Raw genomic sequence first — 23,389 nt, 5'->3', positions numbered from 1 at the left:
TATAAAAGAGAATAGCTACCGGATTGTCGACTATGTTTATGAGTCTACAGTCTTAACAGCTTGCTAACAATAAGTGAATATAACCTAATGCTCTGTTTGTTGATTTGCATCAATCAGTTTGAAAGAGAAATGTTAAATTCATGTATTGCGTTGTCAAATACGTTGACGGTTTATGCATATTTCATTGAAGCTTGAGCTGAATTCTAATTTAAAGGAGATATAGCGTAGATAGCTTTTAGATTGAATGTTTATATGGAATGACGATGCTTTTATGGAGTGATAAGTTTGCCTGATAGTATTGAGTAGATAATTATTTTATTTTTATTGTCTGTATATTGCTCTTAAGTTCGATTAAAAATAATTTTTCGTTGACTCTTTGTCTTTTAGTCGGTAAATGTAGAGATAGTTGATAACCAATAAGAAAGACACTATGACGTTTTTAACCAGCACCACTATTATGACCTCAATTATGACCGACACCATTAATGTTGGGGCAGGCTGGTAAGCGAAAGTTTTCAAAAAAAGGCCTGTATCCCACCAGATACAGGCCTTTTTTTATGCAAATTTAAAAGTGAGATTTGGAGGAAGGGATGCGAGTACTTAAATTTGGAGGGTCTTCACTGGCCGATGCTGACCGGTTTTTAAGGGCAGCTGATATCATTATTAATAATGCACAACAAGAAGATGTGGCGGTAGTGCTTTCTGCACCAGGGAAAACCACCAATAAGTTAGTGGCAGTTATTGAACACACATTAAAAAATGGCGAAGCTGAATTACTCATTAATGAGTTAGAGCAATCATTTTATGACCTTTTTGAACAAATCAAACAGCAAGTAGAAAGATTGGAGTATTTAGCGTTTGATACTCAAGTTAAAACGTCAATCACACAACTACGCCAATATGTACATGGTATGGCGCTATTGGGAATGTGTCCCGATCATGTCAATGCTCGTATTATTAGTAAAGGCGAGCGTATTTCTATCCAGTTGATGAAGGCGGTCATTGAAGCCAAAGGCAAATTAGCGAGTTTAATTGATCCAGTTGAGTATCTATTTGCGAAAGGCGATTATTTAGAAGCGATGGTCGACGTAGATATTTCGACAGGAAACTTTCAACGTAAGCCATTACCACAAGGGCATATTAATATCATGCCGGGCTTTACCGCAGGTAATGCTAAAGGTGAACTGGTAACGTTAGGCCGCAATGGTTCTGACTACTCGGCGGCGGTACTTGCCGCGTGTTTGCGCGCGGATTGCTGTGAAATATGGACTGATGTCGATGGGGTTTATAATTGTGACCCTCGTTTAGTGGAAGATGCACGGTTACTCAAATCTCTTAGCTACCAAGAAGCAATGGAACTATCTTATTTTGGCGCTTCGGTTCTTCATCCTAAAACCATCGCCCCAATTGCCCAATTCCAAATTCCTTGTCTAATTAAAAATAGCTTTAATCCTCAAGGTGCAGGGACATTAATTGGTCAAGATACAGGTGAAGATAACCTTGCCATTAAAGGCATCACTACGTTAAGTCACTTAACCATGGTGAATGTGTCTGGTCCAGGAATGAAAGGCATGGTTGGTATGGCGAGCCGAGTATTTGGCGCTATGTCGACTTCCGGAGTGTCTATTGTTTTGATTACTCAATCGTCATCCGAATACAGCATTAGCTTTTGTATCGAGGCACAAGATAAAGATAAAGCGGAACAAGCATTACAAGAGGCTTTTGAATTAGAGCTGAAAGATAGCCTGCTTGATCCGATTGAGTTTAGCGACGATGTGGCGATTGTAACCTTAGTTGGTGACAAAATGCGTACCGCACGTGGTGTTGCTTCGCAATTTTTTGCCTCTTTGGCTGAGGTGAATGTGAATGTGGTCGCGATTGCTCAAGGGTCTTCCGAACGCGCGATCTCTGCTGTGATCCCTGAAGATAAAATTTCAGTAGCAATCAAAGCTTGTCATGAGAACCTATTTAACTCTAAGCATTTCCTCGATGTGTTCGTCGTTGGTGTGGGAGGGGTTGGCGGAGAGTTGGTGGACCAATTCCAACGTCAACAAGCTAAATTGGCGGAAAAAGGCATAGTGATCCGAGTATGCGGTCTGGCCAACTCGAAAGGTCTATTACTTGATAGTGATGGTTTGCCTCTAGATAACTGGCGCGATCGTATCGCTCACGCGAGTGAGGAATTTAGCCTTGCTCGTATGATTGCTTTGGTTCAGCGCAACCATATCATTAACCCAGTATTAGTCGATTGTACTTCGAGTGATGTGATTGCGAATCAATACATCGATTTCTTAGCGGCCGGCTTCCATGTCGTGACCCCTAATAAGAAAGCGAATACTGCGAGTATGAGCTACTACCATCAATTACGTGAAACAGCGAGAAGTACACGTCGTAAGCTGATGTATGAAACAACGGTGGGTGCAGGTTTGCCCGTTATTGAAAACTTGCAAAATTTGATTTCAGCAGGCGATGAACTTGAGAAGTTTAACGGAATTTTATCAGGTTCACTTTCTTATATTTTCGGTAAGTTGGATGAAGGTATGACCTTAAGCCAAGCCACTAATATCGCCAATGATAATGGTTTTACTGAGCCCGATCCTCGTGATGACTTATCCGGTATGGATGTTGCTCGTAAATTATTGATCCTGGCTCGTGAAGCCGGTATGGAGCTTGAGCTTGAAGATGTGATCGTTGAGCAAGCGTTGCCACCGGGCTTTGATGATTCCGGTAGTGTGGCTGAGTTTATGGAACGCCTTCCACAAGCGGATGCTTACTTTGCTGAGCTATCGGCGAAGGCGGCTCAAGAAGGTAAAGTATTGCGTTATGTTGGTACGATTGATAATGGCCAATGTAAAGTAAAAATGGTTGCAGTGGATGAAAATGATCCAATGTACAAGATTAAAGATGGTGAGAATGCGCTAGCCTTCTATAGTCGCTACTATCAACCGATTCCACTGGTTTTACGTGGTTACGGTGCGGGTACTCAAGTGACCGCCGCAGGGGTATTCTCTGATGTGATGCGTACTTTAGGTTGGAAATTAGGAGTTTAATTATGTCTATATCTCAACCTCAAAGTGTCGCAGTGTATGCTCCAGCGTCTATTGGTAATGTTAGCGTAGGCTTTGATGTATTAGGCGCTGCTGTATCACCGATTGATGGCACTTTACTTGGCGATCGAGTATTGGTCGCTTCATCTGAGACTCCATTTGATTTGAAAACAGCTGGAAGCTTTGTTGCGAAGCTTCCAAGTGATCCAAAAGAGAATATTGTCTACCACTGCTGGCAGGTGTTTGCCCGTGAATTGGAAAAGAAAGGTATTCCTTTATTACCACTTGAAATGACTCTAGAAAAAAATATGCCTATTGGTTCAGGTTTAGGTTCTAGCGCTTGTTCTATCGTGGCAGCATTAGATGCGCTCAACCGTTTTCATCAGCAACCATTAAATGAAATGGAATTATTGGCGTTAATGGGGGAAATGGAAGGGCAGATTTCAGGCGGTATTCATTATGATAATGTGGCGCCTTGTTATCTTGGCGGCTTGCAGTTAATGCTAGAGGAACTTGGTATTATTAGCCAAGAGGTGCCTTGTTTTGATGATTGGTATTGGGTGATGGCGTATCCTGGCATTAAAGTGTCGACGGCAGAAGCGCGAGCAATTCTGCCTTCTCAATACCGTCGCCAAGACATTATTGCCCATGGTCGTCACCTCGGTGGTTTTATTCATGCGTGTCATTCTGGGCAACCAGAGCTAGCAGCCAAACTGATTAAAGATGTGATCGCAGAACCTTATCGAGCTAAGTTGTTGCCTGGTTTTGCGGATGCGCGTCAATACGCAATGTCTGCAGGGGCGTTAGCTTGTGGTATTTCAGGTTCCGGCCCAACGTTGTTTACTATTTGTAGTAAGAAAGATGTGGCAGAGCGAGTCGCACATTGGTTAAATGAAAATTACATACAAAATGAAGAAGGTTTCGTGCATATTTGTCGTTTAGACAAGGAAGGTTCGAGAGTAACGGGAAGTGAGTTATGAAGCTGTATAATATAAAAGAAAATGAAGAACAGGTCTCTTTTGGCCAAGCTGTACGTCAAGGTTTAGGCCGTAATCAAGGGTTGTTTTTCCCATCGGAGTTACCTAAGTTTGATGATATTGAGTCACTATTAGCGGAAGATTTTATCAGCCGTAGTAGCAAAATTTTATCTGCGCTAATTGGCGATGAATTAAGTTCTGATCAGGTAAATCAATTAGTGTCGGAGGCGTTTCAATTTCCAGCACCGATTAAACCAGTCAAGGACGGTGTTTACGCATTAGAGCTTTTCCATGGTCCAACACTGGCTTTTAAAGATTTCGGTGGCCGTTTTATGGCGCAATCTTTGGCTGCGGTCACTGCTGATAAAGGCCAAAAGATTACTATATTAACCGCAACATCTGGTGACACTGGCGCAGCCGTTGCTCATGCATTCTATGGCATGGAAAATATCAATGTGGTGATCTTGTATCCAAAAGGAAAGATCAGCCCATTACAAGAAAAACTATTTTGTACCCTAGGTGGCAACATTCATACCGTAGCGATTGATGGTGATTTTGATGCCTGCCAATCATTAGTGAAACAAGCTTTTGATGATCAAGCGTTACGTGAAGAGATTGGTTTAAACTCGGCTAATTCAATCAATATCAGCCGCTTAATGGCACAAATTTGCTATTACTTCGAAGCTGCGGCTCAAATGAGCAAATCGGAACGCGATAATTTAGTTATTTCAGTACCAAGTGGTAACTTCGGCAACTTAACCGCTGGTTTATTAGCGAAAGCATTGGGTCTTCCGATAAAACGCTTTATTGCCGCAACCAATGCCAATGATACTGTGCCTCGTTATTTAGAAACGGGTAAATGGGATCCGAAACCAACGATTGCGACCACGTCAAATGCCATGGACGTAAGTCAACCGAATAACTGGCCGCGCATTGAAGAACTATGCCGTATTAAAGGCTGGGGCTTAGATACGTTGGGTAAAGGTATGGTGACGGATGAGCAAAGCGCGGAATCCGTGGTTGAGCTGAATGGCCTTGGCTATTTGTGCGAACCTCATGGAGCCATTGCTTATCGAGTGCTGACTCAGCAGCTTCAAGAGGGTGAAACGGGTTTATTCTTATGTACCGCACATCCGGCTAAGTTTAAAGAAGTGGTCGATGAGATACTGGATACTGATATTGACGTTCCGGGACCACTAGCAAAACACGGTGCGATGGAGCTGCTTTCTGAAGATCTTGCCGCAGATTTTGATTTGCTGAAAGACGTGTTGAGAAGAGTTCAGGGTTAACCGTAGCTCGAAAGCTCGTTACTCGAAAAAGAAAAGCTCAAAAGAGGTTAAATTCTTTTGAGCTTTTTTATTTATATGAATTTCGAGTTACGAGAAACGTAAACCCGAAAATCGTTATTACATAGACTCTGTAAATGTACGAGCGATAACGTCGCGTTGTTGCTCTGCCGTTAGTGAGTTAAAACGTACTGCGTAGCCAGAAACACGGATAGTTAGCTGTGGGTAGTTTTCTGGGTGCGCAACAGCATCTTCTAGTGTTTCACGAGAAAGAACGTTTACGTTTAGGTGTTGACCACCTTCAATGCGAGGTGCAGTTTCGATTTTTACTTCACGGTACTCGATGTCACCTAGAGAATCAGCAGCAACAACTTGATCCGCTTCAAAACCGGCTTCTGCAGCAACACAACGTGCTTCATTTTTTTCGCTGTCTAGTAACCAGATAGAGTTAAGTAAGTCATCGTTTGCTGCTTTAGTAATTTGGATACCTTGGATCATGTCTATCTCCTTTGCCACCTGAGTGGAATTTAATATGGTGTTGTTTTCGAACGAGTCGATGGCGCCATTATATACTCAATAACCACATAATTAATATTGATTTAAATCAATGAAACATTAAAATTAGTTTTCATTATTGGTGTGATTTCTTGTTATAAATCAACAAAAGTAAAAGAAATAAGGCTTTATAAAGTTATTTTAATCCATCAACAAAATTTTATGGCTTTATTTGTCGTTAATTTACTACGAAAATAACTGTGTGCTTTTGGTTCGAATCTATCCCCCCTCGCGATACAATAAGTCAATAAACCGAATCAATGGAAAGAGGCTAAAAGATGTCAACATGGACTGATTTGATCAAAAGTGAAAAACAGCAAAGCTACTTTAAGCAACTTGAAAGCTTTGTTGCGAATGAACGAGCGCAAAATAAAAACATATATCCAGATGATAATTTAATCTTTTCGGCATTTGAGCACACTCCATTTGATAACGTGAAAGTCGTGATACTGGGACAAGACCCTTATCATGGACCGAATCAAGCACATGGTTTGGCTTTTTCTGTTCAACCGGGGATTAAAACACCGCCATCGTTAGCGAATATGTATAAAGAATTGGCACAAGATATTGATGGTTTCTCTATTCCTAGTCATGGCAACCTGGTGTCTTGGGCTGAGCAAGGAGTATTGCTATTGAATACCGTATTGACGGTCGAGCAAGGAAAGGCTCACTCTCATGCAACATCAGGTTGGGAAACGTTCACCGCTCATGTGATCGAAGAACTCAATCGAAAGCATACTGGATTAGTGTTTTTACTGTGGGGTGCGCATGCACAAAAGAAAGGCGCTTCTATTGATTCCGCTAAACATCACATTCTCACATCCCCTCATCCTTCACCGCTTTCCGCTCACCGCGGCTTCTTTGGTTGCCAGCACTTTTCTCAAGCAAATTCCCTTTTAGTTCAACAAGGTAAAGATAAGATCAATTGGTCTTCAGTTTGCTCTAATCAAAGTGAACAGTTTGAATTGATTTGAGTTTGTTCACAGAAATAGACGATGAACTATACTAATAGAGTAATATTTGACCATGGACAATAGTGCAGGGAAGGATGTTACCTATATTGGAATATCTAAACTTGTATAGGAGGGAGCCATGCTAGGAGATATTATAAGCCGTGAGCACAGTTACATGGTGCGATTGTTGGTCATTTTGGATCAGAAGCTCAATTTGTTAAAGCAAGATAAATCAATTAATTATTTGATTATTAATGATATTGTTACTTACTTACATAGACATTCAGAGCAGGCTCACCACCCAAAAGAAGATCTTATATATCACTATTTTCTTGAACACTATGGCGAAAATCAGAGTATTGCTAATTTAGCATATGAACATCAATGTTTATCTGAGGTTACCCAAGAGTTCGCTAGCCTGTTGGAAATGGTATTACAAGATGCTGTTGTGCCCCATGATGTTTTTCGTGAACACCTAGGCGAGTTTATACATCAACAGAAAAAACATCTTGATTTTGAAGAACGAGAAATTCTACCTCTTCTAAAGCGACATTTTACTCAGCAGGATTGGGAGCAAGTTGAGGCTTTGTGGGGGGATGAAGATAATGACCCTCTATTTGGCCAAAGTATTGATAAAGAATACCAACGCCTTTCTGAATATATGAAAGCGGAGTGATGAGTCTCTCATTCTCATTTATGAGCAATAATAAAGCAGACACTTTGTAAATGTGTCTGCTTTATATGTAAATGGTTCCGATATACTGAAAGTTTGAGTGTTAAGGTTAAATATCAATATCTTCTAATTTGTATTCGCCAAAGTAATCCAGTTCTTTCAATTCCTTCTGTAGTTGGCGTCTATCTTGAATCGCTTCAATCTCTCGCCATTTCCTTTTGGTTGGCTTGGTTTTGTGCGCGCGATAAGGGTTAGGTTCCATTGCCATGATGTCTTCTAATTGGAAGCTTTGCATATGTTATCCCTCTCTATTAATACTGAATCCTATTCAGGACTTTATTGATACCACAGATTTAAAGAGGTTAACTTTGATGTATTTCTCATTTGTTTCTAAAAGGTGAATCTTTTGTGTCATTCTTCTGCTTGCTTTATGGTTTTTTTGAGTAAAAAATAACCGTTTGATAAATATTTTATGGAGTGGAAATCCAAGATTTTGAAAGACAAATGTTGCTTTTATGTAGCAAATGTTGCGCTGGTGTTTTTTCTGACTTTTGGGTTAGCTTCAAGATTTTCGGATCAAATAATATGGGATCAGTGGTTAGAGTGCAGACCTTGTAGGTACTTGCTTGTTTATTGTTTACGAGTTTTTAACAATTGCTCAAGTTTGAGATTTTATTTCTTAAATCCAATAGTCAAAAGTTTGCTTTAAATGTTAATAAATAGCTTAAATATACCGAAAACTTACTATCTTCTAGTGTAATAATGCATAACTATGAATTAAATTTCATATTGATTTTTGAGGCGTAGGGCTGCATTATCCTGCCGGTCATGATCAATCTAGTACTGATTTTAAGTATTAAAATTGCATTTTGATACGCCTTTTTCTCTTAAAACATAATAAAAGAAACAATCGATAACGAGATAAGGTAGGCACTCAAATGACTTGAGTGTTGAGGGAGCTCACTCTCATGGTGAGGGTAAATTAATCATTAATTTAGGTGAGGTTTGCGTGACGGATCTAATAGCTTTATTAAACGATCTTCTTTGGGGATCGATTCTGGTCTACTTACTGGTTGGCGTAGGTATTTACTTTACGGTACGTCTAGGCCTTATTCAGTTTCGCCACTTTACGCATATGTTTTCAGTGCTAAAAAATAGCCGTAAAGCGGATGCATCTGGTATTTCTTCTTTCCAAGCTTTTTGTACTAGTCTCGCAGCTCGTGTTGGTACGGGTAATATGGCGGGTGTAGCGGTAGCGTTAACCGTTGGTGGTCCTGGTGCTATTTTCTGGATGTGGTTGATTGCCATGGTTGGCATGGCAACGGCATTTGCAGAAAGTACTCTTGCTCAGTTATACAAAACCAAAGGTTCTGATGGTAACTACATTGGTGGTCCGGCTTACTATATGGAAAAAGGCTTAGGTATGCGCTGGATGGGGATCCTATTCTCAATCTTCCTTATCATTGCTTTTGGCTTGGTATTTAACGCGGTTCAATCAAACTCGATTGCTGATGCAATGCACACTGCTTTTGCTTGGAATAAAGCAATGGTCGGTGGGATTCTGGTTGTGCTTTCAGGCTTTGTTATTTTCGGTGGTATTCGTAAGATCGCTCGTACTGCAGAAATCCTTGTGCCAATTATGGCTATCTTCTACTTAATCTTAGCTGTGATTGTGATTGCCATGAATCTTGATAAAGTACCGGGTGCACTTGCGCTTATTTTCAAGAGTGCGTTCGGTTTGCAAGAAGCAGCGGCTGGTGGTGTAGGTTACGCCATTATGAATGCGATTAAGACAGGTGTAGCTCGTGGCTTGTTCTCGAACGAAGCCGGTATGGGCTCTGCACCCAATGCAGCTGCTGCGGCAACTCCGTATCCACCACACCCTGCATCGCAAGGTTACGTGCAAATGTTAGGTGTGTTTGTTGATACGATTGTGATTTGTACTGCAACAGTATCAATTATTCTTTTATCTGGTGAGTATGTTCCGCACGGTGAAGTGACTGGTATCATCTTGACGCAAAATGCATTGAGCTCTCAAGTTGGCGAATGGGGTAAAACCTTCGTGGCAATTGCGATTTTCTTCTTTGCATTTACATCGATCATTGCTAACTACTCTTATGCAGAAGGCAATATCTTGTTTATCTTTAAGAAGTCTCGTTATGCTAAAAACATCTTCCGTGTGATTGTACTTGGCATGGTGATGTTTGGCTCACTTGCGACACTGCCAACGGTTTGGTCGTTAGCGGATGCTTCAATGGGCTTGATGGCGATTGTTAACTTAGTGGCTATCATCTTGTTGTCTGGTATTGTGATTAAGCTAGCCAAAGACTACAACAAGCAATTGGATGAAGGTAAATTACCGACATTTGATGCTAAAGATTTCCCTGAACTGCATTCTCAAATTGAAGAAGGCGTATGGGGCAAAGAGTCGAAATAATAACTTTGACTTATCCCACTAATAGGAAAAGCCATACAGCGATGCGTGGCTTTTTTGTTATAATGAGCAAACACTTACTCAGATGAATGGATTGAATATGCTGATATTGGTTTCTCCTGCAAAAACACTCGATTATGAATCTTCACTTCCGACCCAAAAGCACACTCAACCAGATTTAACTGACCACTCTGCTGAATTAATTGAAGTATGCCGTCAGCTTACGCCAGCGGATGTTGCGAGTTTGATGAAAGTCAGTGATAAAATTGCTGGGCTTAATGTGGCTCGCTTTGCTCAATGGAGTCCTGAATTTAGTTTTGATAATGCACGTCAGGCACTGTTTGCGTTTAAAGGCGATGTGTATACCGGGCTTGATGCGACGAGTCTTTCTGAGGCCGATATTGACTATGCGCAGTCTCATTTAAGAATGCTGTCTGGTTTATATGGTTTATTAAAACCGCTTGATCTGATGCAGCCATACCGCTTAGAAATGGGGACAAGGCTAACCAATCCTCGTGGTAATAATTTGTATCAGTTCTGGGGGGATATCATCACTGATAAGGTCAATGAGGCCTTACAAGCACAAGGCGATGACTGGTTAATTAACTTGGCTTCTAATGAGTATTTTAAAGCGGTGAAGCCTAAAGGTGTGAAAGGTAAAATCATTACTCCAGTATTTAAAGACTGCAAAAATGGCACGTATAAGGTGATCAGTTTTTACGCCAAGAAAGCACGAGGTATGATGGCGCGTTATATCATCGAAAATAAAGTGGAAGATTTGGATGCATTGAAAGCTTTTGATACTGCTGGATACTACTTTGTGGCTGCTGAATCGACGGGAACTGAGTTGGTGTTTAAGCGCGAAGAGCAGTAAATCTTAATCATTTTACGGTTATCTAAAATGTAAAAAAGGAGCGATAATTCGCTCCTTTTTAATTGAATATAAGTGTAATTAAGTAATCAGTATTACTTTTTCTTCTTTTTGACTGCTGTTTTCTTTTTCGCAATAGGCGATTTCTTTTTCTTCTTTTTGAAGGTCGCTTTTTTGCTTTGAGGACGTAAGTCTTTAATGTAGCGCTCTTTAATTTCATCTTGAGTATAGCGCATTACGCGATCAATCATCGGTTGGTCATGAGCTTCAATTAAAGAAATCGCATTGCCTTTTTTACCAGCACGCGCCGTTCGGCCGATACGGTGTAAATAAACGTCTGCCGTTCTCGGCATGTCGTAGTTAATCACATGGCTCACATCCGGTAAGTCGATACCACGCGCTGCGACATCGGTAGCAATTAGCACATTCACTTCACCATCACGGAAGCGTTGAATCGCGTTATTACGACGATCTTGTGGCATTTCACCTTGAATCCATGAACACACGATTTGAGCGCTTTCTAATTGACCACGCAGCTCCGCAAGACGCTCACGAGTTTTGACGAAGATAATGCTGCGTTCCGCTTGCTCTGTAAGGATACTTTTCAGTAAAGCCAGTTTGTGCTCTGCGTGATCAGCGCGGTGATACCATTGTGTGATTTTTTTACGTTCACGACGCGAAGGATCCGCTTCTAGTTTTACTGGGTTCTTTAAAAGATCTTCTGTGAAACCCTCAACACCACGGCCTTCTAATGTTGCAGAGAAAAGCAGTGTTTGTTTACGCCAGCGACATTCTGCCGATAGGCGGTCAACAACAGGCCCAAAACCCATATCGAGCATACGATCGGCTTCATCTAAGATTAACCATTCAATAGCGCGGCAATCAAAACGTTCCGCTTCAATGTATTCCATTAAGCGACCAGGTGTGGCAACCACGATATCTTGAGTAGTACTTAGGATATCTGCGTGTTCTTGATACATCACACCACCGGTAATGGTGAAGATATTTAAGTTAGTATTTTTAGCCAGTGCACGAGTTTGATCGGCCACTTGCATTGCTAATTCACGAGTTGGCGTCAGGATTAACACACGAGCCGGGCCGGCTTTTTTACGTGGGAAATCTTGTAAATACTGTAGCGCTGGAAGAGCAAATGCAGCGGTTTTCCCTGTACCAGTAGGAGCTGACGCTAAGACATCCTTGCCATCAAGCGCTTGTGGAATGGCATCCGCCTGAATTTGAGTCGGGCGCTCAAAGCCCATTTCTTCAATGGCTTCAATAAGGTTTTGGTCTAAATCGAGTTCAGCAAACGTTCTGATCACGTTATATCTCCAACAAGCTATACGGCTTTAGGTTCAGGGGTTATTAAAACGGTCGCGCATTATACACCCAAGTAACTGCAAGATCCTAATTTCAGCGAGAGATCTCTGCTTTTATTACCCGCATTACATTTTGAGATAAAAATCCCGAGTGAGCTGAATAAATTCATCACTGTAACCCGTTTCTTGATGGATCGTCAGTTGGCTGTGCTGACATGTTATTTTATCGCGGATTAAAGTGAATAAGAGTCGATAGCTTGCTTTGTGTTTTGTGGTATTGACCTGACATAGATGCTCAAGATACCAACCTTGGATTAAGGCAATATGAATAAACTGCTCTCCTTCCTCTTTTGGCAAGATAAAGCTAGCACTACCGCTTGGCGACAGTAAGCGGGCACAAGCGATCAGTAATTCATCGTGCGGCAAAGTGTGTGTATGTCGTGCCGTTGCTCTGGATTGCCAGCGAGAAGTTACACCCGAATTGAAATAGGGCGGGTTGCAAATAATATGCTCAAATCGCTGCTTTGGGTCTAACTGCTGGGCCGCCGTCTTGATAACCCGAATTCTTTGGCTCCAAGGGCTACTATCGACATTATATTGCGCGGCTTTTATCGCCTCTTCATCAATATCAATCGCGGTGATTAAGCTCGCTTGAGTCCGTTGTGCGCACATGAGTGACAGTAATCCTGTACCGGTACCGATATCTAAGATCGAACTATGATCAGAAACTTTTGCCCAAGCACCCAATAAAATTCCGTCTGTACTGACCGCCATACCTGAATGGCCGCCATGGATTGAAAATTGTTTTAAATGAAAGTCTTTAGTTTTATTCATCGTTTATATGTTTTTAGTTTAAGTGTCTGGTTATTGTTCTACTTTTAGTTTTTTATACTAATTTGTAATGTTTTTGTTTTTAATTTGTTAAGTTATAAATTCTTGTTTTTATTTTTTTATTGGTGGTAATGACTGCTTTTGTGTTTTAGTCCTACAATTTTGTAGTGTTTTATTGTTGTTCGCTTGCGTGTTGCGTCTAATTTGTTCATTATCTGCGTCTTATTATTTGGGGGGAGCTTTGTTTGTTTTCCTCTGAAATGCAATTCATTATTAATATATTAAGGGTTTATTTTGGACCAAAAGTTAAAAATAACCGATATTTGGGCATTAGGCTTTATGCTGTTTGCGTTCTTTTTAGGCGCAGGGAATATTATTTTTCCACCTTTAGCTGGTCAATTGGCTGGTGAAGCAGTTCTTCCTACAATGTTGGGCTTTCTTAGTACTGCTGTTGGCTTACCTTTACTCGGTATTATTGCGATTGCCATCGTTGGTGGCGGCTGGGATAAATTGACCCAAGATTTGCCTAAAAAAGCGGCGACAATCGTTGCTGTTTTATTCTTTATCATTATCGGACCCGCATTTGCTGCGCCTCGTACAGGCCTTGTGGCGTATGAAATGGGATTAAAACCATTTATCACTGATCCTTCGCAACTGCATTTGACTGTCTTTTCTATTCTATTTTTTGCGGTAGCAATGATGTTTGCTTGGTCTCAAGGCAAATTATTAGATGTAATAGGTAAGGTGTTAACCCCGGTACTTTTTCTTGGACTAGTAGTGCTATCCGTCATGGTCTTCATTGATCCTCAAGGTGATATTATTGCGGCTCAAGCGAATTATGCCTCTCAACCGTTTAGTACTGGTTTTCTAGATGGTTATAACACTATGGATACGTTTGCTTCTTTGATGTTCGGCACCTTGATTATTGAAGCGTTACGTAGCAAGAAGATTACAGAGAAACGTGCGGTGACTCGTTATGTTACCTACGCAGCCTTTATTGCTGCGGGTGGTTTGGCGCTAGTATATATCTCATTATTCTACCTTGGCGCGACCAGTAACAGTATTGCGGCCGGTTTGGATAACGGTGGCGCGATTTTAAGTGTGTACGTGCAAGCATTATTTGGTACTGAAGGCCAGCTTGTTCTTACCACTATTGTATTGCTGGCTTGTTTAACGACGTCAATTGGCTTGATTTCTGCCTGTGCTGATTACTTTAGCTCATTAACTCCTGTTAGCTATAAAGCATGGGTTGTCGTCGTTGGCAGTGTGTGTGCATTAGTAGCAAATGTTGGTTTGACTCAACTGATTGCATTGTCTGTACCGGTGCTATTTGCGCTGTATCCAGTGGCGATTGCGATAGTATTATTAACATTGGTTCGTTCACGTTTACCAAACCGTGCTTTGGCCTACCGCATTGTTGTGTGCTTATCACTAATCTTTGCTTTGATTGATGCTGCAAAAGCGATGAATATTGATATGTCAGCACTCAATTTCTTACCATTATTTGATTATGGTATGGCTTGGATGCTACCCACATTGGCAACGATTGTTGTGATGATGTTTATCCCAAAGTGCCAGCAACAAGATAATGAAGTTGGTGAGTTAAGCGAAGACATGGCGTAATGTCAGTTTGATTTAAGAGATCATTCGATAAAAAGGCTTAGTGAATTGCTCACTAAGCCTTTTTTATTTTGAGGAGGTCACAGGGCTATAAGCTGTCATGGTATTCGACTAAAATTTGCTCACACCATTGTTCAATACGTTCATCACTGAGTTCATATTGGGAATCTTCATCTAATGCCAAACCGACAAAGTGGCTTTTATCGTCGGTAAGGGCTTTCGATTGTTCGAATTGATAGCCCTTATTTGGCCAATACCCTAGAAAGTTAACTCCCGTTGGTATTAACTCGTCGTGTAGCATTCCCATCGCATCGAGAAACCATTCGCCATAGCCTTCTTGATCGCCTAGACCGAATAATGCTACGTACTTGCCGTTTAGAGATAGCCCATCGAGTTGCTGCCATACCGCGCTCCAATCTTCTTGTATCTCACCAAAATCCCAAGTGGAAATTCCTAAAATAAGGAAGTCGTACTCTTGAAGTGTTGAGACTGGGGTATCTTTGATATTGTAGATATCGACCAGATCTTCGCCAATAATTGCACGGATTTTTTCCGAAGCCATTTCGGTGTAACAGGTGCTTGAACCGTAGAATAAACCAATCTTCATATGCTGTTTTGATCGTTTGATTAATTTGTGATTAATTCTAACGGTAATAGACGAAGCTTTACATGCTTTCAGGGAAATTAGTGGTAATTGTTTATGAGCTACCGTACTCTCAGCAAGGTTTTAATGCTGAAAAGGTGAAGGTGTGAAGGCTATGCAATCTGAATTAGCTCTGGTTGAACGTTTCTTAGATGCAGCATGGATGGAGCGTGGTTTATCTGAAAATACTTTGCAATCTTATCGTCACGATTTAGAAAAATTGGTCACTTGGCTACAGGGAAGATCCCTGTCGTTAATTAATGTGACCAGTTTTGATCTTCAAGCGTATCAAGCGTGGTTATTAGAAAAAGACTTTAAACAGACGTCACGTGCTCGTATGCTTTCTGCTATTCGTCGTTTATTTCAATATTTAACGCGTGAAAAATTACGTAGTGATGATCCTAGTGCATTATTGATTGCGCCTAAACTGCCTAAGCGATTACCTAAAGATTTATCGGAAGAGCAAATTGAAGCTTTGCTGGAAGCGCCGATAGTGGAAGACCCATTAGAATTACGTGATAAAGCGATGTTAGAGTTGCTCTATGCAACGGGGTTGCGTGTCACTGAATTGGTGAGCTTGACAATGGAAAATATGAGTTTACGACAAGGGGTCGTACGCGTGATGGGCAAAGGTGGCAAAGAGCGCCTGGTGCCGATGGGTGAAAATGCGATTGAGTGGATTGAAATCTATCTAGAGCAAGGTCGCCCAGCATTATTGGGGGAGAAGAGCTCGGATGTGGTTTTTCCCAGTAAACGTGCTCGACAAATGACGCGTCAAACGTTTTGGCACCGCATTAAATTCTATGCTCAACATGCTGGCATTGATTCTGAAGCGTTATCACCTCATGTGTTACGCCATGCATTTGCTACACATCTATTGAATCATGGTGCGGATCTTCGGGTCGTGCAAATGCTGCTTGGGCATAGTGACTTATCGACCACACAAATTTATACTCATGTGGCAACAGAAAGATTAAAACAAATCCATCAAGAGCATCATCCGAGAGCCTAATAAAGGCATTATTTTATCTGTGAATTTAAGGTGTTTTATGCGTTTCGTTTCTTTATTTGAGTCAAGGTTATTTAAGCCAGTACGTTCTCGATGGACGCTTGCCTTGTCATTATCCAGTTTCTTTATGATGTTATTGAGTTTACCGGGCCACGCGGCAACGGAAGTGACAGCAAGTGGGGCTAATCAAGTTGAAATTAGTGCTCGTTTTGTGAATCTTGGTATTAAGGTGACCGATGTTGCGACTTCCCCGATTAACGGACTATATGAAGTGACCACTAACCAAGGTATCTTTTTTTCTAGTGCAACCGGTGATTTTTTTATTCAAGGAAAAATGTACAGCCTAGATAAACAAGGTAACTTTAGCGATTTACTCGCGAAAAAGTATGCTAAGCAAGTCGAAAAGTTTGCCAATGACATGATCGTTTATAAAGCGAAAGATCAAAAATATGTCGTGACGGTATTTACTGATATTACCTGTGGTTATTGTGTGAAACTGCATAAAGAAATACAAAAATATAACGACCTAGGTATCACAGTTCGTTATATGGCTTATCCTCGTCAAGGTCCGACGGGCGAAGTAGCACAGGCGATGGCCAAGGTATGGTGCGCCGATGATCGCAAAAAAGCGTTAGATGATGTGAAGCTCAATCGTCGTTTTGACTTTGATAGTCAAAATTTGCCTAAATGCCAGAAGATGATTTCAGAGCAATATGCCTTCGGCGCTCAACTCGGGATTAGTGGTACACCAGCGATCTTATTATCTAATGGTCGTATTGTTGGCGGTTACTTACCTGCAGGCGACTTACTCGAATCGCTTGAGGCGGAAAATCTATAATGACGAAGTCTATTTTTAAACCAACTGAAATGACATTTTTTGCCCGCTTTGAAGCCGATATTCTTTCGGGTAAGAAGACCATTACTATTCGTGATGAAGCGGAAAGTTACTATGTTCCCGGTAGTATCGTGACCGTTTCGACCTTAGAACAAGGGCGACAATTTTGCCAACTTAAAATCTTGTCCGTAACACCGGTATTGCTATCACAATTAACGGAATTTCATGCTGAACAAGAGAATATGACATTGCCGCAATTGAAAGGCGTTATCCAAGACATTTATCCCGGTTTAGAGCAGTTGTTTGTGATTGATTATCAGCTTTATTCAGAGAAACCAAACACGACAGATTAAGAGAATTATGACTACCATTACTCGCCGCCCTGATGTTGATCTTTCTATCTTGCCTGAATCAATTTCACCGTTACTACGTCGTATTTATATTAATAGACAAATTCAAGATGTTACGCAATTAGAAAAGGGCGCCAAAGGATTACATTCATATCAAGCATTACATGGTATTGAATTAGCGGTGTCACTGTTATTTGACGCCATTAAACAGCAACAACGTATTATCGTGGTTGGTGACTTTGATGCGGATGGGGCAACCAGTTCCGCGCTTTCAGTGCTCGCGATTCGCATGCTGGGCAGTAATAATGTGGATTACTTGGTACCTAACCGCTTTGAAGATGGTTACGGCCTCAGTCCAGAAGTGGTTGAGCAGGCGATAGAACGTGGCGCGCAAGTCATCATGACGGTCGATAATGGCGTATCGTCGATAGATGGTGTGCGTTTCGCCAAAGAACAGGGGTTAACGGTTATCGTGACTGACCACCATTTACCCGGCCACCAACTGCCGAATGCCGATGCCATGGTCAATCCTAATCTACAGCAGTGTGCTTTCCCTTCTAAAGCATTAGCCGGTGTCGGAGTGGCATTCTACTTAATGCTGGCACTACGCGCCGAAATGCGAAGCCAACACTGGTTTGCTCACAACAATATCCCAGAGCCCAATTTAGCTGAACTGCTCGACTTAGTGGCATTAGGAACGGTTGCTGATGTCGTACCCTTGGATGAAAATAACCGAATTTTAGTTCATCAAGGACTACAACGAATCCGAGCTGGGAAAGCAAGGCCGGGCATTCAAGCTTTGATTGAAGTGGCTAAGCGTGATGCAAAACGATTAGTGGCCGCGGATTTTGGTTTTGCGCTAGGCCCAAGAATTAACGCGGCTGGACGTCTTGAAGATATGTCCTTTGGGGTAGAGCTGCTCTTAAGCAACAATATCCATGCCGCGCGTCGCATGGCCAGTGAACTGGATGGTTTAAACCACATGCGCCGCGAAATTGAGCAAGGCATGAAGCAAGAAGCGATGGCATTTTGTGAACGCTTATTGAACGCGAAAGGTGGCCTCGAAGATAAATCCAATTTACCGTATGGGTTAACCTTGTTCCAAGCCGATTGGCATCAAGGGGTGATAGGGATTTTAGCTTCACGGATTAAAGATGAATTTCATCGTCCAGTGATCGCATTTGCCGATGGTGGTGAGTTGTCGAATGGAGCACCTTCGTTAAAAGGTTCATGTCGTTCGATTCCAGGACTCCACATGCGCGATGTTTTAGATAAGATCGATACCCAAAACCCTGGGATCATTGTTAAATTTGGTGGCCATGCGATGGCGGCCGGTTTGACTATCTATCAAGATAAGTTTGAACAATTTTCTCGCTTGTTTGATTTAGCGGTGCGTGAAGAGCTCGATGAGTCGGCGCTAGAGGGCGTGATTTTATCGGATGGGGAATTAAAGCCAGAAGAGTTCTCGATGCATACTGCGGAAGAACTTCGCGCAGGTGGTCCTTGGGGACAAGCGTTTCCTGAGCCTATGTTTGATGGTGAATTCAAATTACTGCATCAAAAGCTGGTGGGTGAAAAGCATCTCAAAATGATGTTAGAGCCTCTATTTAAAGGACACCCAACTGGAATTATGATCGATGCAATCGCGTTTAACGTCGATTTACGTCGCTGGCCGGATGCCTCTGTAAAAACCGTGCATTTAGCGTATAAGCTCGATATTAATGAATTTCGTGGTAATCAATCATTGCAATTGATGGTCGAGCATTTAGAAGCCAAATAAAGTTAAAGTAAGATAGCCTTATTATCATAAAATTCCTGTATATTCGGGCTTAATTTATGTAGAATTTCGCGCCAATATGCCTATAGATATATACGCACAGAAATAGCCAATTTCTTAAAGTAAGTGATAAGCCAACATGTTTGAAATCAATCCTATTAAAAACCGCCTTCAGGACGTTGCCGAGCGCACGAATGTTCTGAGGGGGTATCTTTGACTACGATGCTAAGAAAGAGCGTCTAGAAGAAGTTAATGCCGAACTTGAACAACCTGATGTATGGAACGAACCTGAACGCGCTCAAGCGTTAGGTAAAGAACGTTCTGCATTAGAAGCCGTGGTCGAAACCATTGATCAATTAGATCAAGGTTGTGATGATGTTGAGGGTCTATTAGAGCTTGCAGTTGAAGAGCAAGATCAAGAAACCTTTGATGAGATTGAACCAGAACTTGCGGAGCTTGAAGCGAAATTAGAAAAGCTTGAATTCCGTCGTATGTTCTCCGGTGATCACGATGCTTCTGATTGTTATATCGATTTGCAATCTGGCTCTGGTGGTACAGAAGCGCAAGATTGGACTTCGATGATGCTGCGCATGTATTTACGTTGGGCGGAAGCAAAAGGGTTCAAGACGGAAGTGATTGAAGTATCAGAAGGCGATGTTGCTGGCCTTAAAGGCGCGACAGTCCGTATTTCTGGTGAATACGCTTATGGATGGCTGCGTACCGAAACAGGTGTACACCGCTTGGTTCGTAAATCGCCATTTGATTCAGGCGGCCGTCGTCATACCTCATTTGCATCGGCATTTATCTACCCTGAGATTGATGACAATATCGAAATTGATATTAATCCATCGGATTTACGTATTGATGTATACCGCGCATCCGGTGCAGGTGGTCAGCACGTAAACACCACGGAATCTGCGGTACGTATTACCCACGTACCAACCAATATTGTGGTGCAATGTCAAAACGATCGTTCTCAGCATAAAAATAAAGATCAAGCGATGAAGCAGTTACGTGCAAAATTGTTTGAGTTTGAATTGCAAAAGCAAAATGCCGAGAAACAAGCGAATGAAGATTCTAAATCAGATATCGGTTGGGGCAGTCAAATTCGCTCTTACGTATTAGATGATTCGCGTATTAAAGATCTCCGCACCGGTGTGGAAAACCGCAATACTCAAGCAGTATTAGATGGCGATCTCGATAAGTTTATTGAAGCTAGCTTGAAGTCTGGGCTATAAGCTCGTTCATCAGGAAAGCACACAGAATTCCTCTTCTTAAAGAAGATAACTAATTTATTTATAAGGGCACATGATGACTGAATCAAACAGCCAAAACCAAATCGATGTAGCAGAAGAAAATAAACTGATCGCTGAGCGTCGTTCAAAACTGGATCATATCCGTCAAAGTTGTAAAGCGAACGGCCACCCAAACGATTTTCGTCGTGAGCATTTAGCGGCAGATCTACAAGCGGAATTTGGTGAAAAATCGAAAGAAGAATTAGAAGAGCTTAATCATGTTGTTGCTATCGCGGGTCGTGTGATGGCGAAACGTGGTCCATTCTTAGTGATTCAAGAAACATCTGGCCGTATTCAAGCGTATGCCGCTAAAGATGTACAAAAAGAATTAAAAGAGAAATACCAAGGTCTGGATATCGGTGACATCATCGGTGTGAAAGGGGCATTGCATAAGTCTGGTAAAGGCGATCTTTACGTGAACATGGAATCTTACGAGTTGCTCACTAAAGCACTGCGTCCACTTCCAGAAAAATTCCACGGTCTAACAGACCAAGAAATGCGTTACCGTCAGCGTTACGTTGATCTGATTGTCAACGAAGATTCACGTACTGCTTTCATTATTCGCTCTAAGCTTGTTATGGCGATTCGTAATTTCATGGCGAAAAAAGGCTTCTTAGAAGTGGAAACGCCAATGATGCATGTGATCCCTGGTGGTGCAACGGCACGTCCATTTATCACACACCACAACGCATTAGACATCGACATGTACCTACGTGTTGCACCTGAGCTTTATTTGAAGCGTTTGGTTGTCGGTGGTTTTGATCGCGTATTTGAAGTGAACCGTAACTTCCGTAACGAAGGTTTATCACCTCGCCATAACCCAGAATTCACCATGATGGAATTCTACATGGCGTATGCAGATTACAATGATCTCATGGATCTTACCGAAGAGATGCTAAGCTCCGTTGCGGTTGAAGTTCTGGGCGAAACATCAATGCCGTATGGCGAAGAGCGTGTTGAGTTTGGCGGAAAATATGCCCGCATGAGCATGATCGATGCGATCAAACAATACAATCCAGACCATGCTGATATTGCTAATTTAAATGAAGAGACGGTTAAAGATCGTGACTTTATGGTTAAGATCGCGAAATCGGTTCATGTTGAAGTAGAAAGTTTCTGGACTTGTGGTCAGCTGCTCGAAGAGATCTTTGGCGAAACCGCTGAACCTCAATTGATTCAACCAACGTTCATTACTGGCTACCCAGCCGATATTTCGCCACTGGCTCGTCGTAGTGATTCAAACCCGTTCTTTACTGACCGTTTTGAATTTTTCATCGGCGGTCGTGAAGTGGCGAATGGTTTCTCTGAGCTGAATGATGCCGAAGATCAAGATGCGCGTTTTAAAGCGCAAGTAGAAGCGAAAGATGCCGGTGATGACGAAGCCATGTTCTACGATGCCGATTACATTACCGCGCTTGAGCACGGCTTACCACCAACAGCAGGCCAAGGTATTGGTATCGATCGTCTGGCGATGTTATTTACCAATACTCATACTATTCGTGATGTGATTTTGTTCCCAGCAATGCGTCCTCAACAATAATATAAATTCTCGTTATAACAATAGAGCCCACCATCTCATTGGTGGGTTTTTTTTGTTTAAAATTCGCAAAACTAGATATAAGCATCTATTTTTATTAAATAAATCGCATGTCTCAAATATAGGAATAGCTTTCATAGCCTTAATTATGGCGTTCTGTGTATTATGGCCCTAAGTAATGATGGAAAAGTAATCGAAAGGATATGATATGGAAAATTATTTCCGAATGGATTCAATACCAGGTTCACTTTTAGTTATTGGTGGTAGGGGCGATAGTTGGTATGAAAAAGTCGCACTATCCGGTTGGAAAGTGGAACGGTGTGGTGATTTAAGACTTGGTCAAGCAATGATAGAGCGAATTGGCCCCTGTATTGGTTTGATTGATCTTACCAACGATGACTTCAGTTTAAGTGCGATTGCTTACCTCGTTACCAATAATAAACATGTCCGCTGGATGGCTTATATTAAAGACCGTCAGCTGAATCAAGACTCGATTTGCCAGTTCATCGTGAACTTTTGCATCGACTTCTTTACCTCTCCGATGCCAGAAAAATTATTATTGAGTAGCATCGGTCATCAATTGGGGATGCTCAAACTCGAAAAGAAAGTATGGCCTGATAATCTTAGTGACAACCAAGATTGTTTGATCGGTAATTCTTTACCAACTAAACGCTTACGAGAACAAATTAAGCGTATTGCTAATACCGATGCCAATATTATTATTTCAGGAGAAAGAGGCGTTGGTAAAAGGTTGGTGGCGAAATCAATTCATGATTCCTCCTCTAGAAGTAAGGAACCATTTGTTGTGGTGAGTTGTAGTGCTCTGTCTGAAAAACGCTTTGAACGGGAAGTGTTTGGATTTGAAAGAGAGACACAACCCCCCGGTTTTCAAAGTAAACTTGAAGAAGCCCATGGCGGCACTTTATTGATAAAAGACATCACGGCGTTACCAAAAAGTCAGCAAAATCATCTTCTTAATTTTATCAATCATCCCGTTGTATTAACCGAGTTAGGTGAGAGAACGATTGATACCAGAATCATCGTTTCGACATACAACGATCTTGAGCAGACAGTACAAGAAAAGGAGTTTTCTTCTGAGCTGTTTTACTTATTGAAAATATTAAAAGTACACGTTACGCCTCTGAAAGAGCGATGTGGAGATGTGGCGAGTATTGCTCATTATTATGTCCAACAATTTAGTCGTGAATACAATACTCAAGCTCGTAGCATTTCCTCCCAAGCGATTAAAGCTCTGACGCACTATCATTGGCCTGGAAATGTGAGAGAGTTACTCCCGATTTCAGATAATAAGTGCGACATTCATGGAAAGGTGTAGAAGAGGAAGCCAACTGCTGAAAGTGGTACGCTCTTCTCTCCAAA

General features: G+C 41.7%; 20 protein-coding genes and 1 other annotated feature. Of the genes, 15 read left to right on the top strand and 5 right to left on the bottom strand.

Annotated features, from left to right (window positions below):
* Window positions 1–434 precede the first annotated feature (434 nt).
* Window positions 435–558, top strand: a sequence feature (Thr leader region).
* Window positions 559–590: 32 nt separating this feature from the next.
* Genes thrA through thrC form a run of 3 tightly spaced genes read left to right on the top strand, consistent with a single transcriptional unit; the run spans window position 591 to window position 5,313 of the window.
* A complete protein-coding gene (gene thrA / locus VRUMOI_RS10225; RefSeq protein ID WP_089139166.1) occupies window positions 591–3,050 on the top strand; it encodes a bifunctional aspartate kinase/homoserine dehydrogenase I in 2,460 nt (819 codons plus the stop codon).
* A gap of 2 nt (window positions 3,051–3,052) precedes the next feature.
* The gene (gene thrB / locus VRUMOI_RS10220; RefSeq protein ID WP_089139165.1) at window positions 3,053–4,027 is read left to right on the top strand and encodes a homoserine kinase; all 975 of its coding nucleotides are present in this window, start codon (window positions 3,053–3,055) and stop codon (window positions 4,025–4,027) included.
* On the top strand, window positions 4,024–5,313 hold the full coding sequence (gene thrC, locus VRUMOI_RS10215) for a threonine synthase (protein WP_089139164.1): 1,290 nt from the start codon (window positions 4,024–4,026) through the stop codon (window positions 5,311–5,313). Before thrB ends, thrC begins: the two co-directional genes overlap by 4 nt.
* Window positions 5,314–5,430: 117 nt before the next feature.
* Here the strand turns inward: thrC and grcA are convergent, their stop codons facing one another.
* The gene (gene grcA / locus VRUMOI_RS10210) at window positions 5,431–5,808 is read right to left on the bottom strand and encodes an autonomous glycyl radical cofactor GrcA (RefSeq protein WP_089139163.1); all 378 of its coding nucleotides are present in this window, start codon (window positions 5,806–5,808) and stop codon (window positions 5,431–5,433) included.
* A 335-nt stretch (window positions 5,809–6,143) separates the two neighbouring features.
* Here grcA and ung point away from each other — a divergent pair, with 335 nt between their 5' ends.
* Together ung and VRUMOI_RS10200 are read left to right on the top strand one after the other, a co-directional pair.
* Window positions 6,144–6,839: a uracil-DNA glycosylase gene (gene ung / locus VRUMOI_RS10205; protein ID WP_089139162.1), complete on the top strand. Its 696-nt coding sequence runs from the start codon at window positions 6,144–6,146 to the stop codon at window positions 6,837–6,839.
* A gap of 118 nt (window positions 6,840–6,957) precedes the next feature.
* Window positions 6,958–7,494 (top strand): hemerythrin domain-containing protein, encoded by a 537-nt coding sequence (locus VRUMOI_RS10200; RefSeq protein WP_089139161.1) that lies wholly within the window; start codon window positions 6,958–6,960, stop codon window positions 7,492–7,494.
* Between the two features lie 106 nt (window positions 7,495–7,600).
* Here VRUMOI_RS10200 and VRUMOI_RS10195 read toward each other — a convergent pair whose 3' ends face one another.
* Window positions 7,601–7,786: a DUF3545 family protein gene (locus VRUMOI_RS10195; RefSeq protein ID WP_089139160.1), complete on the bottom strand. Its 186-nt coding sequence runs from the start codon at window positions 7,784–7,786 to the stop codon at window positions 7,601–7,603.
* 714 nt (window positions 7,787–8,500) lie between these two features.
* Here VRUMOI_RS10195 and VRUMOI_RS10190 point away from each other — a divergent pair.
* Both VRUMOI_RS10190 and yaaA read left to right on the top strand, forming a co-directional pair.
* Window positions 8,501–9,928, top strand: coding sequence for an alanine/glycine:cation symporter family protein (locus tag VRUMOI_RS10190; protein WP_089139184.1), 1,428 nt, complete (start codon window positions 8,501–8,503; stop codon window positions 9,926–9,928).
* A 97-nt stretch (window positions 9,929–10,025) separates the two neighbouring features.
* Window positions 10,026–10,799, top strand: coding sequence for a peroxide stress protein YaaA (gene yaaA, locus VRUMOI_RS10185; protein WP_089139159.1), 774 nt, complete (start codon window positions 10,026–10,028; stop codon window positions 10,797–10,799).
* Window positions 10,800–10,891: 92 nt separating this feature from the next.
* Here the strand turns inward: yaaA and srmB are convergent, their stop codons facing one another.
* Together srmB and VRUMOI_RS10175 are read right to left on the bottom strand one after the other, a co-directional pair.
* The gene (srmB, locus tag VRUMOI_RS10180; RefSeq protein ID WP_089139158.1) at window positions 10,892–12,115 is read right to left on the bottom strand and encodes an ATP-dependent RNA helicase SrmB; all 1,224 of its coding nucleotides are present in this window, start codon (window positions 12,113–12,115) and stop codon (window positions 10,892–10,894) included.
* A 123-nt stretch (window positions 12,116–12,238) separates the two neighbouring features.
* The gene (locus VRUMOI_RS10175) at window positions 12,239–12,946 is read right to left on the bottom strand and encodes a tRNA1(Val) (adenine(37)-N6)-methyltransferase (RefSeq protein WP_089139157.1); all 708 of its coding nucleotides are present in this window, start codon (window positions 12,944–12,946) and stop codon (window positions 12,239–12,241) included.
* 291 nt (window positions 12,947–13,237) lie between these two features.
* Here VRUMOI_RS10175 and brnQ point away from each other — a divergent pair, with 291 nt between their 5' ends.
* A complete protein-coding gene (gene brnQ, locus VRUMOI_RS10170) occupies window positions 13,238–14,566 on the top strand; it encodes a branched-chain amino acid transport system II carrier protein (protein WP_089139156.1) in 1,329 nt (442 codons plus the stop codon).
* 85 nt (window positions 14,567–14,651) lie between these two features.
* Here brnQ and fldB read toward each other — a convergent pair whose 3' ends face one another.
* Window positions 14,652–15,170: a flavodoxin FldB gene (gene fldB, locus VRUMOI_RS10165; RefSeq protein ID WP_089139155.1), complete on the bottom strand. Its 519-nt coding sequence runs from the start codon at window positions 15,168–15,170 to the stop codon at window positions 14,652–14,654.
* 151 nt (window positions 15,171–15,321) lie between these two features.
* On the opposite strand from fldB, the gene xerD reads away from it, so the two are divergent.
* The 7 genes from xerD to VRUMOI_RS10130 all read left to right on the top strand — a co-directional run bounded on the left by xerD (window position 15,322) and on the right by VRUMOI_RS10130 (window position 23,345).
* Window positions 15,322–16,218, top strand: a complete 897-nt coding sequence (xerD, locus tag VRUMOI_RS10160) for a site-specific tyrosine recombinase XerD (protein ID WP_089139154.1) — start codon at window positions 15,322–15,324, stop codon at window positions 16,216–16,218.
* 124 nt (window positions 16,219–16,342) lie between these two features.
* Window positions 16,343–17,053 (top strand): bifunctional protein-disulfide isomerase/oxidoreductase DsbC, encoded by a 711-nt coding sequence (gene dsbC / locus VRUMOI_RS10155; RefSeq protein WP_089139183.1) that lies wholly within the window; start codon window positions 16,343–16,345, stop codon window positions 17,051–17,053.
* An 11-nt stretch (window positions 17,054–17,064) separates the two neighbouring features.
* Window positions 17,065–17,403 carry a N(4)-acetylcytidine aminohydrolase gene (gene yqfB / locus VRUMOI_RS10150; protein WP_089139182.1) on the top strand — a complete coding sequence of 113 codons (339 nt, stop codon included), beginning with the start codon at window positions 17,065–17,067 and terminating at the stop codon, window positions 17,401–17,403.
* 7 nt (window positions 17,404–17,410) lie between these two features.
* Entirely contained in the window at window positions 17,411–19,180 is a 1,770-nt protein-coding gene (recJ, locus tag VRUMOI_RS10145) for a single-stranded-DNA-specific exonuclease RecJ (RefSeq protein WP_089139153.1), read from the top strand.
* Between the two features lie 136 nt (window positions 19,181–19,316).
* Window positions 19,317–20,415, top strand: a protein-coding gene (gene prfB / locus VRUMOI_RS10140) for a peptide chain release factor 2 (RefSeq protein WP_107922915.1) whose coding sequence is annotated in 2 segments (ribosomal slippage) — window positions 19,317–19,391 and window positions 19,393–20,415 — 1,098 coding nt in all. Because the reading frame shifts where the segments join, the coding sequence is not laid out codon by codon here.
* Window positions 20,416–20,488: 73 nt separating this feature from the next.
* The gene (gene lysS, locus VRUMOI_RS10135) at window positions 20,489–22,012 is read left to right on the top strand and encodes a lysine--tRNA ligase (RefSeq protein ID WP_089139152.1); all 1,524 of its coding nucleotides are present in this window, start codon (window positions 20,489–20,491) and stop codon (window positions 22,010–22,012) included.
* Between the two features lie 205 nt (window positions 22,013–22,217).
* On the top strand, window positions 22,218–23,345 hold the full coding sequence (locus VRUMOI_RS10130) for a sigma-54-dependent transcriptional regulator (RefSeq protein ID WP_089139151.1): 1,128 nt from the start codon (window positions 22,218–22,220) through the stop codon (window positions 23,343–23,345).
* The last annotated feature ends 44 nt before the right edge of the window (window positions 23,346–23,389 follow it).

The organism is Vibrio rumoiensis, from assembly GCF_002218045.2.
Taxonomy (GTDB): Bacteria; Pseudomonadota; Gammaproteobacteria; order Enterobacterales; family Vibrionaceae; genus Vibrio; species Vibrio rumoiensis.
The sequence above is the reverse complement of the archived record's forward strand: the minus strand, read 5'-3'. Positions and strand labels throughout refer to the sequence as shown.

What these genes read in the sequence shown, in the direction of transcription:
- thrA (WP_089139166.1), top strand. Translation starts at nt 591, where the DNA reads ATGCGAGTACTTAAATTTGGAGGGTCTTCACTGGCCGATGCTGACCGG.
- thrB (WP_089139165.1), top strand. Translation starts at nt 3,053, where the DNA reads ATGTCTATATCTCAACCTCAAAGTGTCGCAGTGTATGCTCCAGCGTCT.
- thrC (WP_089139164.1), top strand. Translation starts at nt 4,024, where the DNA reads ATGAAGCTGTATAATATAAAAGAAAATGAAGAACAGGTCTCTTTTGGC.
- grcA (WP_089139163.1), bottom strand. Translation starts at nt 5,808, where the DNA reads ATGATCCAAGGTATCCAAATTACTAAAGCAGCAAACGATGACTTACTT.
- ung (WP_089139162.1), top strand. Translation starts at nt 6,144, where the DNA reads ATGTCAACATGGACTGATTTGATCAAAAGTGAAAAACAGCAAAGCTAC.
- VRUMOI_RS10200 (WP_089139161.1), top strand. Translation starts at nt 6,958, where the DNA reads ATGCTAGGAGATATTATAAGCCGTGAGCACAGTTACATGGTGCGATTG.
- VRUMOI_RS10195 (WP_089139160.1), bottom strand. Translation starts at nt 7,786, where the DNA reads ATGCAAAGCTTCCAATTAGAAGACATCATGGCAATGGAACCTAACCCT.
- yaaA (WP_089139159.1), top strand. Translation starts at nt 10,026, where the DNA reads ATGCTGATATTGGTTTCTCCTGCAAAAACACTCGATTATGAATCTTCA.
- VRUMOI_RS10175 (WP_089139157.1), bottom strand. Translation starts at nt 12,946, where the DNA reads ATGAATAAAACTAAAGACTTTCATTTAAAACAATTTTCAATCCATGGC.
- fldB (WP_089139155.1), bottom strand. Translation starts at nt 15,170, where the DNA reads ATGAAGATTGGTTTATTCTACGGTTCAAGCACCTGTTACACCGAAATG.
- xerD (WP_089139154.1), top strand. Translation starts at nt 15,322, where the DNA reads ATGCAATCTGAATTAGCTCTGGTTGAACGTTTCTTAGATGCAGCATGG.
- dsbC (WP_089139183.1), top strand. Translation starts at nt 16,343, where the DNA reads ATGATGTTATTGAGTTTACCGGGCCACGCGGCAACGGAAGTGACAGCA.
- recJ (WP_089139153.1), top strand. Translation starts at nt 17,411, where the DNA reads ATGACTACCATTACTCGCCGCCCTGATGTTGATCTTTCTATCTTGCCT.
- lysS (WP_089139152.1), top strand. Translation starts at nt 20,489, where the DNA reads ATGACTGAATCAAACAGCCAAAACCAAATCGATGTAGCAGAAGAAAAT.
- VRUMOI_RS10130 (WP_089139151.1), top strand. Translation starts at nt 22,218, where the DNA reads ATGGAAAATTATTTCCGAATGGATTCAATACCAGGTTCACTTTTAGTT.